Genomic DNA, 15,759 nt, shown 5'->3' with positions numbered 1-15,759 from the left:
AATTCTAGGACAGGGGGAATATGGATTGGACGATTCTGATTTTAAACTTAAGGTAGCAATTGTGGGAATGGGACTTATTGGCGGTTCTTATGCCATGGCCCTAAGGCCTTTAAACACTGAACAGGTTATTGGAATAGATAATGATAAAAATACACTTGAAAGTGCTTTAAATATGGGGATTATAGATAGGGGCTACGAAAGAGGTGGAAGCTTTTTAAAGGAAATTGATCTTATAATAATTGCTCTTTATCCTAAGGATACAGTTAAATTTGTAGAAGATAATTTTAAGTATTTAAAAAGTGGTGCTATTATAACGGATACATCAGGTATAAAAAAGTGTGTGGTAAGTGAAATAAATTCATTTTTACCAGAGTGCTTGGAATTTGTACCAGGGCATCCTATGGCAGGTAATGAATTTAAAGGTATAGCTGGAGCTTCCAAAGATATTTTTAAAGGTGCAAATTATATAATAACACCTACTTCTAGAAATACCTCAAGGGGAATTGATTTAATCCATGAATTGGCTAGAAAAATAGGATGCAGTAATGTAACTTGTATAAGTCCAGAAAAACATGATAGAATAATTACTTTTACAAGTCAACTTCCCCATGTAATAGCTGTATCTCTTATGAATTCACAGGATCAGAATGAAGAAAACATAAAGTCATTTACAGGTGGAAGCTTTAGGGATGCAACTAGAGTAGCCCAAATTAACACTTCACTGTGGACTGAACTATTTACTATGAATTCGGATATATTAGTGGAAGAAATAGAAAAGTTTGAAGAAAGTATTAATTTATTAAAAAAAGCTATAATATCTAAAGATGTAGATTCCATAAAAAATATTTTTGAAAAAGCATCCTCAAGTAGAAGAGAATTAGTTAAAAGATAAGGATAGTGATTTTGATGAATACAATTTCTATAAATATAAATCTTAAAAAGAAACAATATAAAATTTATATGGAAAGGGGGATTTTAACTTCTATAGGAAAAAAATTACGGCAAGCTTATGAGGGGAGAACTTTAGTTGTAATTACAGATAAAAATGTTGAACGATTATATATGAAAGAATTGAAAGAATCTTTTTTGGATAACGGATTTAAAGTAAATGTCATATCTATAGAACCGGGAGAAAAAAGCAAAAGTTTAGATATGCTAAAGAAAATATATGAAAATTTGTGTGAATTGAAGATAAAGAGAAAGGATGTAATAGTTTCTCTTGGAGGAGGGGTAGTTGGAGATTTATCAGGCTTTGCAGCAGCTACTTATTTGAGAGGAATAAGTTATGTTCAAATACCAACATCACTTTTGGCACAAGTAGACAGCAGTATAGGTGGAAAGGTAGCTGTGGACCTTCCTTGGGGAAAAAATCTAGTGGGGAATTTTTATCACCCGGATGCTGTATTTATAGATCCGGAGGTACTTAAAACTTTAAGTGATAGATTTTTTAGTGATGGAATGGCTGAAGTTATAAAGTATGGTTTTATAAAAGATAAAACTATTTTAGAAGATCTAAATTCCTATAAAAGTAAAGAGGAAGCTTTGAACAATATAGAAAATATAATATATAAATGCTGTAGTATAAAAAAGAAATTGGTAGAAGAAGATGAAAAAGATTTAGGAAATAGGATGCTGTTGAATTTTGGACACACTTTGGGGCATGCTGTTGAAAGATATTATAATTATAGTAAATATAGCCATGGAGAAGCAGTTTCCATTGGTATGGCATATATAACAGGAAGAACGGAAGAGCTTTCTATTACTAAAGAGGGTACTTATTCTTATATGGTAAATATTTTAAAAAAGTATGGGCTTCCAGTTTATATACAGGGTGTGGATAAAAATGTTTTAGTAGACACCATAGCACTGGATAAAAAATCTTCAGATAAAAATGAAATTAATTTAATTATGATTGAAGAAGCAGGAAAGAGCAAGATAAGAAACACTAAATTGTCTGAAGCAGCTAATTTTCTGTTTCCTGAAAATCTGATCAAATAAATGGAAAGGGAGCAGTTTATGAAATATGTATCCATAAAACCTACCAAACTTAAAGGCCAAGTACAAGTTCCGCCTTCTAAAAGTGTATGTCATAGGGCACTTATATGTGCTGCCTTAGCCCAAGGGGAAAGCAGCATAAAAAATGTAGATTTTTCAGAAGATATAGAAGCTACTTGTAGTGCTTTGGAAGCTTTGGGAGTAGATATTAAAAGAGATGAACATACTTTAAATGTAACAGGCAGCTCTGTTATTAGAATGAAAAATTCAAATATACACTGCTTTAAATCTGGTTCTACTATTAGATTTTTAATACCTATAGCTGCTACTTTAGGAGAAAAGGTAACTTTTACGGGAGAAGATAAATTAATAGAAAGGCCTCTAGATGTTTACTATGATATATTTGACAGGCAAAAAATTTTTTACAGAAATTTTGAAGGTAAGTTACCTTTAACTGTAAATGGAAAGTTAAAGCCTGGGGAATACAGAGTAAAGGGAAATATAAGTTCTCAATTTATAAGTGGCCTTTTGTTTGCTCTACCCCTTTTAGATGGAAATTCAAAAATAGTAGTTACAACAGAACTTGAATCTAAATCTTATGTAGATATTACGCTGGATATGCTAGAAAAGTTTGGAGTTTATGTGGACAAAAAAGACTATAAAGAATTTTTAATTAAGGGAAATCAGACTTATAAAAGAAATAACTGTAGTATAGAAGGAGACTTTTCTCAGGCAGCTTTCTGGATGACTGCAGGAGCCCTTGGAGATGGAATTATATGCTCTGAGCTCAATATGAATTCTCTCCAGGGAGATAAGGCCGTAATAAGGATATTAAAAGATATGGGAGTTGAAATTGAAGAAAAAGGTGATACTTTAAAAGTTAATCCTTCTAAAACTCATGGAACGTACATAGATGCCTCCCAGTGTCCTGACTTAGTACCAGTACTTGCGGCACTGGCGTCTGTAAGCAGTGGTACCACTGAAATTACAAATGCAGCTAGACTTAGAATTAAAGAATCAGATAGACTCAAGGCTATATCTACGGAATTAAATAAACTTGGAGCAGATGTAAAAGAAAGAGAAGATGGACTTATTATAAATGGTAAGGAAAGACTCAAGGGAGGAAAAGTTAAAAGTTGGAGAGATCATAGAATAGCAATGGCACTAGCTGTTATATCTTCAAAATGTGTAAATCCTATAATAATGGAAGAAGCTGAATATGTTAAAAAATCATATCCTGCTTTCTGGCAAGATTTTAGACAATTGGGGGGTAATATAGATGAGTGGAATGTGGGGAAATAAGATAAAGTTATCCATTTTTGGAGAATCTCACGGAAAAGCCATAGGCATTGTAATAGATGGACTAAAGGCTGGAACTGAAATTGATTTAGAGTACATAAGAAAGCAGATGAAAAGGAGAGCACCAGGCTTTAGTAAACTTTCCACTCCTAGAAAAGAGCAGGATGAATTTGAAATTTTAAGCGGATATTTTAATGGAAGAGCTACGGGAACTCCTCTTTGTGCAGTGATACAAAACAGCAATACTCATTCTAAGGACTATGAAAAAACAGCTTCTCTTTTAAGACCTGGCCATGCTGATTTTACGGGAAAAATAAAATATAGAGGATTTAATGATTATAGAGGCGGTGGACACTTTTCAGGCAGACTTACAGCACCTATAGTTTTTGCAGGAGCTTTATGTAGAAAAATATTAGAGAAAAAAGGTATATTTATAGGCAGCCATATAAAGAGTATAGGCATAATTGAAGACCCAAAATCCTTTAAATTTACATCTATAGAAAAAGGTAGTTTAGAAAAACTTTCTGAAAGTAAGTTTCCAGTTTTAGATGAAAACTGCGGCGAAAAAATGCAGCAGTATATTTTAAAGGTAAAAGAAGAAGGGGACTCATTAGGAGGAATTGTAGAAACTGGAGTTATAAATTTGCCGCCAGGCATAGGAGATCCTTTCTTTGATTCCGTAGAAAGTACTATATCGGGGCTTCTATTTTCTATACCTGCAGTAAAAGGGGTAGAATTTGGAGAAGGTTTTGATATATCAAAAATGAAGGGCTCTGAAGCAAATGATCAATATTTTATATCAGACAATAATGCTATAAAAACCTACACTAATAATAATGGAGGAATTTTAGGAGGAATTACAGATGGAATGCCGCTTATATTTAGAACTTGTATAAAACCTACTCCATCTATATCAAAAGCTCAAAAAACTGTAGATATTGAAAAAAGAAAAGATGCACTTTTAGAGATAAAAGGAAGACATGATCCCTGCATTGTACCTAGGGCAGTTCCAGTAATAGAAGCAGCTGCAGCACTTTCGCTGTTCAATTTAATGGAAGATTAAATTACTTGTGGAGGTAATATTTTGGAAGATTTAGAGTATTTAAGAAATGAAATAAATAAAATAGATAAAGAAATGATTGAACTTTTTGAAAAGAGGGCAAAAGTATCTCGCAAAGTAGCAGAATATAAAATAGAAAATTCTATGGATATACTTGATAAATCAAGAGAAGAAGAGGTAATAAAGGGTAACTTAAAAAATCTTAAAGATAAATCCATAAAAGATGAAACTAAAACCTTTTTGAAGAATGTTATGGAAATAAGCAGGAACATACAAAAAAGAGAATTCAAACAATCTTCTAAAAGTAGTGAAATTAAGCCTAAAGAGCAAAATAGTGATGTATTTAAAATTGGATTTCAAGGAGTACCAGCATCTTTCAGTCATGAAGCACTGTTAGAGTATTTTGGAAATGAATCAGAAGCATTAAACTTTGAAAGCTTTAAAGATGTATTTGAAGCTCTAAAAAATGGAATTATAAAATACGGCGTTCTTCCTATTGAAAATTCCTCTACAGGTGGCATTCCACAGGTTTATGATCTTATAGGGGAATATGACTTTTACATAGTAGGAGAAAAATGTATTGAAGTAAATCACAATTTATTAGGAGTAAAGGGAGCGTCTATTTCCGATATAAAAGAAGTTTATTCTCATAGTCAAGCATTTATGCAGAGCAGTAGATTTCTGGAAAAACATAAGAATTGGAAGCTAAATCCTTATTTTAATACGGCTAGAAGTGCCAAATATATAAGTGAGCAAAATGTTAAGAGTAAAGCTGCTATAGCAAGTAAAAATGCAGCAAAACTTTATGGACTTGATATAATAGAAAAAAATATAAATTATAACAGCAATAATTACACTAGATTTATAATAATAGGAAAAAATATAGAAAGTGATAAACAACGTGACAAGATAAGTATATTGATTACTCTGCCGCATGAACCGGGAACTCTTTATAATGTTTTGAAGTATTTTCATGAAAATAATTTGAATATGACTAAAATAGAGTCAAGACCTATAATAAATAAATCCTGGCAGTACTTCTTTTATATTGATTTTAATGGAAATATTATGGATAAAGATACTAGGTATGCTTTAAAGGGCATACAAGAAGAGAGCGTATATTTTAAACTTTTGGGGAATTACAAAGGAGATTGTTTTTAGATAGTAAATAAAAAGGAGGCGATTCATATGAGCAACTTGCAGGGACTTATAGGGGAAAAGTTATCACACAGTTATTCAGCTGTAATACACAAATTGGTTTTAGAAGAACTAGGTATAAATGGAGAATATAATTTATTCGAAATAGAACCTCAGAACTTAGGTAAAAGTATGGAGGCTTTTAAAGTTTTAGGATGCAAGGGAATAAATGTAACCATACCTTACAAAATTGCCGTTATGGGTTATATGGATGATATATCAGAAGAAGCAAAGAATATAGGTGCTATAAATACTATAGAATTTGATGGAAACAGACTAAAAGGATATAATACAGATTACTATGGTTTTGGTCTTACTTTAAAAAAGAATCACATAGATGTATTAAATAAAAATGCAGTGATACTTGGTACAGGAGGAGCATCTAAAGCTGTTGTCAGGTACATTTTAGATGAAGGTGCCTCAAATATTACTTATGTAAGCAGGCATCCTGAAAAAATTAAGCAAAGTGATTTTGAAGTTATTTCTTATGAAAAACTCAGAGAAATAAAAAGTGGAGATATAATAGTGAACTGTACTCCCTGTGGTATGTACCCTAATTTAAATAATTGTCCTATAAATAAAAATGTATTGTCTAAATTTAATACAGCTGTGGATTTAATATATAATCCTGAGTATACACTTTTCCTAAAGATGGGGAAAGAAATGGGACTTAAAATTGCAAATGGATTATATATGCTTGTAGCACAAGCTGTGGCAGCAGAAGAAATTTGGCACAAAAAGAATATATCGATAGAAACTATAAATGAAATATATGATGAATTAGTTAAAATAGAGTACAACAAATAGGGAGGGATATAATTATGGATACAGAGACTAAAAACATAGTTCTTATAGGTATGCCTGGATCAGGGAAAACTACTTTAGGTAATCTTTTAGCCTCTAGATTAAATAGAAAATGTATAGATTTAGATGATTATATAGAATTAGAAAACGGATGCAGTATTCCAGATATATTTAAAAATGGAGAAGAGTATTTTAGAAAATTAGAATCAAAAGCAGTAGAGAAAGTAAGTGTAGAAAAAAATATTATAATAGCTACAGGAGGTGGGGTGATAAAAAAGAAGTGTAATATACAAAATTTGAAAAAAAACGGAATTGTAGTTTTTATAGATAGACCTTTAGAGAATATAATTTCTGATGTTGACATATCAGGGAGACCTCTTTTAAAAAAAGGAATTAAAGAAATAGAAAAAATTTATAATGAAAGATATGATATCTACAAAGCGTATTGTGATTTTTCAGTTCACAATATACTAAATCTTGAAACAATAGTTGATGATATAGTTAAATCTTGTAATGAATACATTTAATAAATACTAAAACAAGTATTTAGTATTTATCTATATATGATTTTGTAGTAAAAAGCTGAAGGCAAAGAGATTTTGTCGTCAGCTTTTTAGCATATTCTTCGCCTTGCCAATAATATTATAATATGTACGGTGTATTATATACTTAATAGTATTTTTCTATTTTAAGGTAGGAGAGGATAGCTGTGGAAAGACTAAAATCAAAGTTAAAATCTATTTTGCTTGAAATTTCTATCATAATTATAATACTTTTAGTTGTTTGCATAGCAGCATTTGTAGATATAAGGTCTAGCAGGGAGTATTCAGCCAGTAATAGTACAACTAAAGAAATGTATTTAAGTATTCAGCAAAGTCAAAATGAAGTTCAAAATTTAAAAAATAACCTCCAAAAAGAGCAAAATGGTTTAGAAAAATTGAAGAGTCAGGTAGATTCTACAAAGTCTCAAGGAGAAACCAGTAAGTGGAATAATGCAGTTATAGCATATAATACTCAACTTGAACAATATAATACAGACATGAAAAATTATAACGATAAGTTTAAAGTATATAATCAAAGAGTGGAGCAGTATAAAAAAGTGGACAAGAAAAATAAAAATATAATAGAATGGATTAAGAGTATAATTGGCATAGATTGATAAATTAATGTAAAATATAATAAAAATACTACAAAAGGTAAGTGATGATTATGAAAAAGAAGCACATAATTTTCCCATTGTTATTTCTGGTTTTTGGCACAGTTGTAATAGCAACTATTTCTGGGTTATCTATAAAAAGATATATTAAGCAAAATGAATTTAAAAATATTTCAGCTAAGAATAGCACAGCCCAAAAAGACATACAGGCGGAGAAAGGAAAGTTGTTTTTTCAAGCTCCAAAGCAAAAACCAGAAAAAACTTCAATAAAAATTTATAAGGGAAAAAGGACAATGGAGCTTTATGGAGATAATGAATTGATTGGAAGGTTTAAAGTTGGACTTGGAAGAGTTCCCTCAGGTAAAAAGGAAAAAGAAGGAGATTTAAAAACCCCAGAAGGAATCTATTACATATGTTATACAAATCCTAAAAGTAAATATGATTATTTTTTTGGAATAAGTTATCCAAATATAGATGATGCTAAAGAAGCTTTAGATAAGAAAGTCATAGGTAAAATTAATTATGACAGAATAGAATGGGCTATAAATAATAAAGAACAGCCGCCTTGGCATACTTCACTTGGAGGGGAAATAGGAATACATGGTGGTGGCTCTAAATACGACTGGACTTATGGGTGTATTGCTCTATCTAATAAAGATATGGATATACTAAAAGAATATGTTGGACTTAAAACTACAGTAGAAATATATAAATAAATATATTAAAAATTGAAAATTTGTTATAAATAAGAATATATATGGTAAAAAAGGTGCAAAATAAAATAAAGAAAACATATATGAGGTGGTACCTATGACTCATCAGAAATGGTTTAAAGTTTTTTTTATTTTGTTTTTAGTAGTACTTTTTTTAAGCAGTGGATTTATAATAATGCAGTATAAGTCAAATTCTATGGCTAAAGATTTGGAGGAATATAGATCCTATTATTTTGTAATCACAGGCGATAAAACCATATGTAAGATTGACACGGTTACAAATCAAATTATAAGTAAAATTAATGTGGAGGGTAAACCAGAGGACATTCAAATTTCACCAGATGGTAAAATCCTAGTAGTAGTTGTCTCTAGTTCTAAAGATGAGGATGATACAGGATTTTTGTTATTTTATCAGATTAAGGATGATAAGCTTTTAAAAAAGTTAGAGGTAGGCAAACATCCTTCAAAAATTTCATTTACTCCAGACAAAAAATATGCACTTGTAGCAAATAAAGAAAGCAATGATATGTCTTTAATAGATTTTCAAAATTACACCGTACTTCAATCTATAGCTGTAGGAAGGAAACCTAAGAACTTTTGTATATCTTATGATGGAAGATATTGTTATGTTGCAAATACAGGAGAAGATACTTTAAGTGTAGTGGATATGAGAAATTTTAAAAGTGTAAAAAAAATAAGAGTAGGTAGATATCCTACTGATGTTACTATAGATAAAGCTAATGGGAATGTTATGGTAACTTTAAGCAGAGAAAAAGCTGTGGCTCTTGTGAATCCAAATACAGAAAATATCGAAAAAATAGATTTGGATGATAAACCTACCAAAATATATAATTGAATTTGTATTTAAAAGTTTTGGGCATATGAAAAGATAACTAGTTTATTTTTTCATATGCCTTATTTGCATTGATTATTAAGTTAAGCGGGAGTCTACTTTAGGTAGGCATCAAATAAATTTTGTTGACAAGAAAAGCAAATTAAATTATACTTAAAGCATAAACATATGAACACATGAACATATGTTATTAGATACCGGGAGGTGGATTAGAATGAACAATACTATGGAAGTAAAATTACAAGATAATAGAAAATTAAAAAATAATTATATTAAAAAAGAATTTATTCTCGAAGGACTTGATTGTGCACACTGTGCTGCAAAAATAGAAAACAAAATTAATGAAATGCCTGAAATAAAGAATGCTTCTGTGGATTTTTTGTCTAAAAAGCTTAAATTCGAGTTGTACGATGGAAAAAAATTTAATAACGTTGTGGAAAATATAAAATCTATAGTTAAAAGGTTAGAACCAGATGTAAAAGTTATATATGAAGTTAATGAAAAATCAAGAAAAATTCAGGATTTACCTAAGGAAAAAAATAGGAAAGTGGGATATATAATTGCAGTAATTGGAGTTTTTATTTATGCTGCTGCTGTAATATTTAAATTTGCATTTGAAATTGAATTTACACTTTTTCTTTTAAGTTATATTGCGATTGGAAAGGATGTACTCTGGAAAGCAGTTAAAAATATTTTCCGGGGACAGGTATTTGATGAAAATTTTTTAATGTGTATTGCAAGTATAGGCGCTTTTATAATTGGACAGTTTCCTGAGGCTGTCGCAGTTATGCTTTTTTATAAAATAGGTGAATATTTTCAAGATAGGGCAATAAATAATTCAAGAAAATCTATAGCTGCCCTTATGGATATAAAACCTGAATTTGCAAATGTAAAGACTGAATCAGGATTAAAAAAGATGAATCCTGAAGATGTAAATATAGGTGAGTTTATTTTAGTAAAACCAGGTGAAAAAATACCTTTGGATGGAGAAATTATAGAAGGCAAATCTATGATAGATACCTCTGCATTAACGGGAGAATCTCTTCCAAAAGAAGTAGGATACAAGGATATAGTGCTTGGTGGATATATAAATAAAAATGGAGTTTTAACTTTGAAGGTAACTAAAAGTTTTAAAGAATCTACTGTGGCTAAAATATTGGATTTAGTTGAAAATGCCAGCAGTAAAAAAGCGCCTACGGAAAATTTTATTACAAAGTTTGCTAGATACTATACGCCTGCAGTTGTGGCATTTGCAATAGGACTAGCTTTGTTGCCACCACTTTTAATGGAAGGGGAAAGTTTTTCTAAATGGATTTATAGGGCTCTTGTATTTTTAGTAGTTTCTTGCCCTTGTGCACTAGTTATTTCAGTACCCCTTGGATTCTTTGGAGGAATAGGAGCTGCTTCTAAAAATGGGATTCTTGTAAAAGGTGGAAATTACCTTGAAGCTTTAAATAGCATAGATACAGTAGTCTTTGATAAGACAGGAACACTTACTAAAGGAATATTTAAAGTTACTCAGGTAAAAGCTTTTAATGATTTTACAGATGAAGATGTTTTAAAGTATGCAGCTTTTGTAGAATCTTATTCTAATCATCCTATAGCTTTGTCTATAGTGAAACAGTACAATCAAAATATAGATAGAAATTTAATAAAGGATTATGCTGAGATTTCAGGCGAGGGTATTAAAGCAGCGGTAGATGGAAGAGAAATTATTGCAGGAAATTCCAGACTTATGGAAAAAGAAAAAATAAATTATGATATGTCAGAAGTTGTTGGAACTGTAATTCATGTTGCGCTCGATAAAATTTACATGGGTTATATAGTAATATCTGATGAAGTAAAAGAAGATTCTAAAGATGCAATTAAAATGTTAAAAGACATGGGAATAAGGAAAACAGTTATGCTTACGGGAGATAATAAAAAAATTGGAGAAGCAATAGGATATAAATTAGGATTGGATGAGGTTCATGCACAGCTTCTTCCAGATGAAAAAGTAGAAAAATTAAATGATATAATTGCCGAAAAGTCTTCTAATAGAAAAATGATTTTTGTAGGAGACGGAATAAATGATGCTCCTGTGCTTGCAAGAGCAGATGTTGGAATTGCTATGGGCGGTATTGGTTCAGATGCTGCTATTGAAGCTGCAGACGTAGTTATTATGACAGATGAACCTTCAAAAATAGTAACTGCCATTAAAATAGCTAAGAGAACTAAAAAAATAGTATCCCAAAATATAGTATTTGCCCTTGGAGTAAAACTGGTGATTTTAGTTCTAGGAGCTGTGGGAATAGCTAATATGTGGGAAGCAGTTTTTGGAGATGTAGGGGTAGCTCTTATAGCAGTATTAAATTCTATGAGGGCAATGAAAGTAGAAAAAGCTTAAGGATTAAAATAAACATGAGTAATAGAGTTTCTAAACAAAAAATAAACTTATGCTACCGGATATAATGCCAAATCTCATCACTATAAAAACTTTTTATAAGTCTAAAGCTCAGTATTTTGAAAATCTAAAGAAGTTCATATAAACTCGTACCTCAAACATATATAAACTTCTAAGATTTTCTAAAATACTGAGCTAAGACTTAATAAAAAGTTTTAAAATGTGATTTCAATTTTGGCAGCATATCCTCAAGTATAAGTTTATTTTTTTGTTAGAGAAACTATTTATTCGATGGCTACCAGCCGTAATACCCCATCTTCTTATAAAGTGTGGGATAAACGGCTGCTACGCCCCTGGATAACGATTTCTAAGTTTCAGATGGAGAAAAAACTCCACCTGAAACCAAGAACTCTGTTTATGTTTGAGCTTTAATTATGAAATGAATATAAATTGTACCTATAGGAAAACATTTATTATATAATTAATATGGAGATTCTAAGTTGAAACATACTTCAGTATATTTATGAGGATAATCTCAAATTTTACTTAGGATACATATGTGATATTTTTATTTAGGGATTTTACATATAAACTTTAGAAAAATAGGGGGAAGAACATGATAGAAGAATTACATAAATTACAAAATGGTACTGATATAAGGGGAATTGCAATTGAAAATCCTGAAAAGAAAGTTAATTTGACTACTGTAGAAGTAAAGGCCATAGCAGGTGGGTTTGTAAAATGGCTTAAAGACAAAAAAAATATAAAAAAAGAAAAAATAAAAATTGCAGTAGGCATGGATTCCAGACTGTCAGGACCTGAAATTAAAGAAGTTATTTTAAATGAACTTGTAAATTTGGGATGCAGTGTATATGACTGCGGACTTTGCACTACCCCAGCTATGTTTATGACTACTGTACTGGAAGATTATAAATGCGATGGATCTATTATGATAACTGCAAGCCATTTGCCTTATTATCACAATGGATTAAAATTTTTCACTGAAAATGGTGGATGTGAAAAAGAGAATATAAAATACATATTAGATAGTGCAGTGGAGAAAGACTTTAAATATCCTTCGTATAAAGGAGAAATTTCTAAAGTTGACTTCATTGACACATATTCAAGTTTATTAGTTGAAAAAATTAGGAAAGGTATAAATTCAAATGAAAATTACGAAATGCCTCTTTCTAAGTTTAAGATTATTGTAGATGCAGGTAATGGAGCAGGGGGCTTTTTTGCAAGTAAAGTTCTAAAAAAATTAGGCGCAGAAGTTGAAGGAAGTCAGTTTATTAATCCAGATGGAAGATTTCCAAATCATATTCCTAATCCTGAAGCAAAAGAAGCTATGGATTCCATTAGAAAGGCAGTACTTGAAAATAAAGCAGATCTTGGTATAGTATTTGATGCAGATGTAGATAGGGCAGCTATTGTAGATGCTGGAGGTATGGAGATAAATAGAAATTCCCTAATAGCTTTAATATCTTCTATAATTTTAGAGGAACATCCAGGCAGCACTATAGTAACTGATTCTGTAACTTCAAATGGATTAAGTGAATTTATTGAAAATTTAGGTGGAAAACATCATAGATTCAAAAGAGGTTATAGAAATGTAATAAATGAAGGAATAAGACTAAATGAGCAGGGAGAAAAATGCTACTTGGCTATTGAAACTTCAGGACATGCAGCACTTAAAGAAAATTACTTTTTAGATGATGGAGCTTATTTGATATCTAAAATACTAGTAAAAATGGCCAAACTTCATAAACAAGGTAAAAGTATAGAGGACTTAATAAAAAGTCTAAAAATTTCACCTGAAAGTTTAGAGTTTAGATTTAATATTTTAAACAGTAATTTTAAAGATTATGGATATAAAATATTGGATGATTTAAAGAACTATGTAGAAAAAATCAATGGATGGAATGAAGCACCTAATAATTATGAAGGAGTTAGGGTAAATTGTAATAAACTTAATGGAGATGGATGGTTCCTTCTTAGGATTTCCCTTCATGAACCAGTATTGTGTTTGAATATAGAGTCGGATTCCAAAGATGGAATAAAAGTGATTATGGATAATTTAAAGAACTTTTTAATAAACTATAATGAGCTTAATATTAGTAGTTTTAAATAGGGAAATGTGTTATTATATGCTATACTAAATATACAATTTGTACTATACATGTTAATAATGATATACTATAATATATTATATAGTATATCATTATTGCTTTCATAAATTAAATAAATTGTATAAATTAAAATTGTATATATTAAAAAGGAGAAAATGACCATGATTTTCTATGATGAGAATAATTTAGATATAATAGAAAAAGATTTAAGATATCTTCAATTATTATCTAGAGAATATCCCACAATATCTAGCGCCAGTACGGAAATTATAAATCTTCAGTCTATATTGAATTTACCAAAAGCTACAGAACACTTTATAAGTGACATTCATGGAGAATATGAATCTTTTACCCATATGCTTAGAAATGCATCTGGTGTAATAAAGAGGAAAATTGATGATGTGTTTGGAAATTCATTGAGAGAAGAACAGAAGGCATCACTGGCAACCCTTGTATATTACCCTGAGAGAAAAATAGAATTAATTAAGGAAAAAGAACACAATTTGGAAGAATGGTATAGGATAACTTTATATCAATTAATTGAATTGTGTAAGAATGTATCTTCAAAATATACTCGATCTAAAGTGAGGAAAGCACTTCCATCGGATTTTTCATATATAATAGAAGAACTGCTTCACGATCAGGATGATAAGGTAGATAAACAAGCGTATTATAACGGTATAATAAAAACTATAATAGATATAAATCGTGCACCTGAATTTATTATAGCTATATCAAATGTAATACAGAGGTTAGTTGTAGACAGGCTTCATATAATAGGAGATATATATGACAGGGGACCAGGAGCTGAAATTATAATGGATGCTCTTATGAAACATCATTCTGTGGATATTCAATGGGGAAATCATGATATGCTCTGGATGGGGGCGGCAGCTGGATGTGAAGCTTGTATAGCTAATGTGCTTAGAATATCACTTAGATATGCTAATTTGCATACTATTGAAGATGGATATGGAATAAACTTACTTCCTCTTGCTACTTTTGCCCTTGAATTTTATAGTGATGATCCTTGTAAGAATTTTATTCCTAAGACTTTAAACAAGGATATAAGTAAAAATGAACTTAATTTACTGGCAAAAATGCACAAGTCCATAGCTATAATGCAATTTAAATTAGAGGCTGAAATAATAAAAAGGCATCCTGAATTTAAGATGGATGATAGACTTTTACTTGATAAAATAGATACAGAAAAATGGGAAATAGATATATATGGTCATAATTATAAGTTAAATGATAGCAAGTTTCCTACTATAGATTGGAATGACCCATATAAACTTACAGATAGGGAACAAGAATTAATTGAAAAGTTGACTAGTTCTTTTGTAAACAGTGAGAAACTTCAAAGACATATTAAATTCTTATATGGTAAAGGGAGTATATACCTGGTATATAATTCAAATCTTTTATATCACGGGTGTATTCCGTTGAATAAAGATGGTAGTTTTAGAGAAGTGAAAATAGGAAAAATAAGCTACAGCGGTAGAGAACTTTTAGATAGGTACGACCGTCTAGCGAGAGATGCTTTTTTCTTTAAAAGTAATACTAATAATAAAAAATATGGTATGGATATGATGTGGTATATGTGGTGTGGAGAGGATTCACCTGTATTTGGAAAAGTTCGAATGACAACTTTTGAAAGATATTTTATTGATGATAAGCTAGCACACTATGAAAAGAAAAATTATTATTACCAATATAGGGATGATGAGAATGTGTGCAAGAATATACTGGCAGAATTTAATTTGCCACCCGAAAGCTCTCATATTATAAATGGCCATATTCCAGTAAAAACTAAGGAAGGCGAAAGTCCTATAAAGGCAAATGGGAAACTCCTTGTGATAGATGGGGGATTTTGTAAGGCATATCAGCCTGAAACTGGAATTGCAGGCTATACTTTAATATATAATTCTTATGGACTATTGCTGACTTCTCATGAACCGTTTGGTGCTATAAAAAATGCTATAGAAGAGGACAAAGATATTTTATCTTCTACGGTGATTTTGGAACATGTAACTAAGAGAAAAAGGGTAGAAGATACAGACATAGGAAAAGAGCTAAAAAAACAGATAGCTGATTTGGAAAAGCTCTTAATAGCATATAGAAAGGGATTAATTAAAGAAGATAGCAATCAAATTGAATGAAATTATCA

General features: G+C 30.5%; 13 protein-coding genes. All 13 read left to right on the top strand.

Features of this window, described 5'->3' with window-relative positions:
• Nucleotides 1–25: 25 nt before the first annotated feature.
• The 13 genes from B5S50_RS04480 to B5S50_RS04420 all read left to right on the top strand — a co-directional run bounded on the left by B5S50_RS04480 (nt 26) and on the right by B5S50_RS04420 (nt 15,751).
• Nucleotides 26–892, top strand: coding sequence for a prephenate dehydrogenase (locus B5S50_RS04480; RefSeq protein ID WP_065079577.1), 867 nt, complete (start codon nt 26–28; stop codon nt 890–892).
• 14 nt (nt 893–906) lie between these two features.
• Entirely contained in the window at nt 907–1,998 is a 1,092-nt protein-coding gene (gene aroB, locus B5S50_RS04475; protein WP_065079576.1) for a 3-dehydroquinate synthase, read from the top strand.
• An 18-nt stretch (nt 1,999–2,016) separates the two neighbouring features.
• Nucleotides 2,017–3,297: a 3-phosphoshikimate 1-carboxyvinyltransferase gene (gene aroA, locus B5S50_RS04470; protein WP_217303210.1), complete on the top strand. Its 1,281-nt coding sequence runs from the start codon at nt 2,017–2,019 to the stop codon at nt 3,295–3,297.
• Nucleotides 3,275–4,357, top strand: coding sequence for a chorismate synthase (gene aroC, locus B5S50_RS04465; RefSeq protein ID WP_065079574.1), 1,083 nt, complete (start codon nt 3,275–3,277; stop codon nt 4,355–4,357). Before aroA ends, aroC begins: the two co-directional genes overlap by 23 nt.
• Nucleotides 4,358–4,378: 21 nt before the next feature.
• On the top strand, nt 4,379–5,515 hold the full coding sequence (gene pheA, locus B5S50_RS04460; protein WP_217303209.1) for a prephenate dehydratase: 1,137 nt from the start codon (nt 4,379–4,381) through the stop codon (nt 5,513–5,515).
• 27 nt (nt 5,516–5,542) lie between these two features.
• Nucleotides 5,543–6,358: a shikimate dehydrogenase gene (aroE, locus tag B5S50_RS04455; RefSeq protein WP_217303208.1), complete on the top strand. Its 816-nt coding sequence runs from the start codon at nt 5,543–5,545 to the stop codon at nt 6,356–6,358.
• Between the two features lie 14 nt (nt 6,359–6,372).
• Entirely contained in the window at nt 6,373–6,882 is a 510-nt protein-coding gene (locus B5S50_RS04450) for a shikimate kinase (protein WP_065079571.1), read from the top strand.
• Nucleotides 6,883–7,064: 182 nt separating this feature from the next.
• Nucleotides 7,065–7,514, top strand: a complete 450-nt coding sequence (locus tag B5S50_RS04445; RefSeq protein WP_065079570.1) for a hypothetical protein — start codon at nt 7,065–7,067, stop codon at nt 7,512–7,514.
• 50 nt (nt 7,515–7,564) lie between these two features.
• Entirely contained in the window at nt 7,565–8,227 is a 663-nt protein-coding gene (locus tag B5S50_RS04440; RefSeq protein WP_217303207.1) for a murein L,D-transpeptidase family protein, read from the top strand.
• A gap of 94 nt (nt 8,228–8,321) precedes the next feature.
• Nucleotides 8,322–9,080, top strand: coding sequence for a YncE family protein (locus B5S50_RS04435; RefSeq protein ID WP_065079569.1), 759 nt, complete (start codon nt 8,322–8,324; stop codon nt 9,078–9,080).
• Between the two features lie 211 nt (nt 9,081–9,291).
• Complete coding sequence (locus tag B5S50_RS04430) at nt 9,292–11,463, top strand: heavy metal translocating P-type ATPase (protein ID WP_217303206.1); 2,172 nt, start codon at nt 9,292–9,294, stop codon at nt 11,461–11,463.
• A 613-nt stretch (nt 11,464–12,076) separates the two neighbouring features.
• The gene (locus tag B5S50_RS04425) at nt 12,077–13,591 is read left to right on the top strand and encodes a phosphoglucomutase (RefSeq protein WP_065079567.1); all 1,515 of its coding nucleotides are present in this window, start codon (nt 12,077–12,079) and stop codon (nt 13,589–13,591) included.
• Nucleotides 13,592–13,750: 159 nt separating this feature from the next.
• Nucleotides 13,751–15,751, top strand: coding sequence for a fructose-bisphosphatase class III (locus B5S50_RS04420; RefSeq protein WP_065079566.1), 2,001 nt, complete (start codon nt 13,751–13,753; stop codon nt 15,749–15,751).
• Nucleotides 15,752–15,759: the final 8 nt, after the last annotated feature.

The organism is Clostridium sp. 001 (assembly GCF_019056555.1).
GTDB classification, from domain to species: domain Bacteria; phylum Bacillota; class Clostridia; order Clostridiales; family Clostridiaceae; genus Clostridium_B; species Clostridium_B ragsdalei.
The sequence above is the reverse complement of the archived record's forward strand: the minus strand, read 5'-3'. Positions and strand labels throughout refer to the sequence as shown.

Coding starts and splice junctions, on each gene's coding strand:
- B5S50_RS04425 (WP_065079567.1), top strand. CDS start 12,077: ATGATAGAAGAATTACATAAATTACAAAATGGTACTGATATAAGGGGA.
- B5S50_RS04435 (WP_065079569.1), top strand. CDS start 8,322: ATGACTCATCAGAAATGGTTTAAAGTTTTTTTTATTTTGTTTTTAGTA.
- aroC (WP_065079574.1), top strand. CDS start 3,275: ATGAGTGGAATGTGGGGAAATAAGATAAAGTTATCCATTTTTGGAGAA.
- aroE (WP_217303208.1), top strand. CDS start 5,543: ATGAGCAACTTGCAGGGACTTATAGGGGAAAAGTTATCACACAGTTAT.
- B5S50_RS04430 (WP_217303206.1), top strand. CDS start 9,292: ATGAACAATACTATGGAAGTAAAATTACAAGATAATAGAAAATTAAAA.
- aroB (WP_065079576.1), top strand. CDS start 907: ATGAATACAATTTCTATAAATATAAATCTTAAAAAGAAACAATATAAA.
- B5S50_RS04420 (WP_065079566.1), top strand. CDS start 13,751: ATGATTTTCTATGATGAGAATAATTTAGATATAATAGAAAAAGATTTA.
- B5S50_RS04450 (WP_065079571.1), top strand. CDS start 6,373: ATGGATACAGAGACTAAAAACATAGTTCTTATAGGTATGCCTGGATCA.
- B5S50_RS04440 (WP_217303207.1), top strand. CDS start 7,565: ATGAAAAAGAAGCACATAATTTTCCCATTGTTATTTCTGGTTTTTGGC.
- aroA (WP_217303210.1), top strand. CDS start 2,017: ATGAAATATGTATCCATAAAACCTACCAAACTTAAAGGCCAAGTACAA.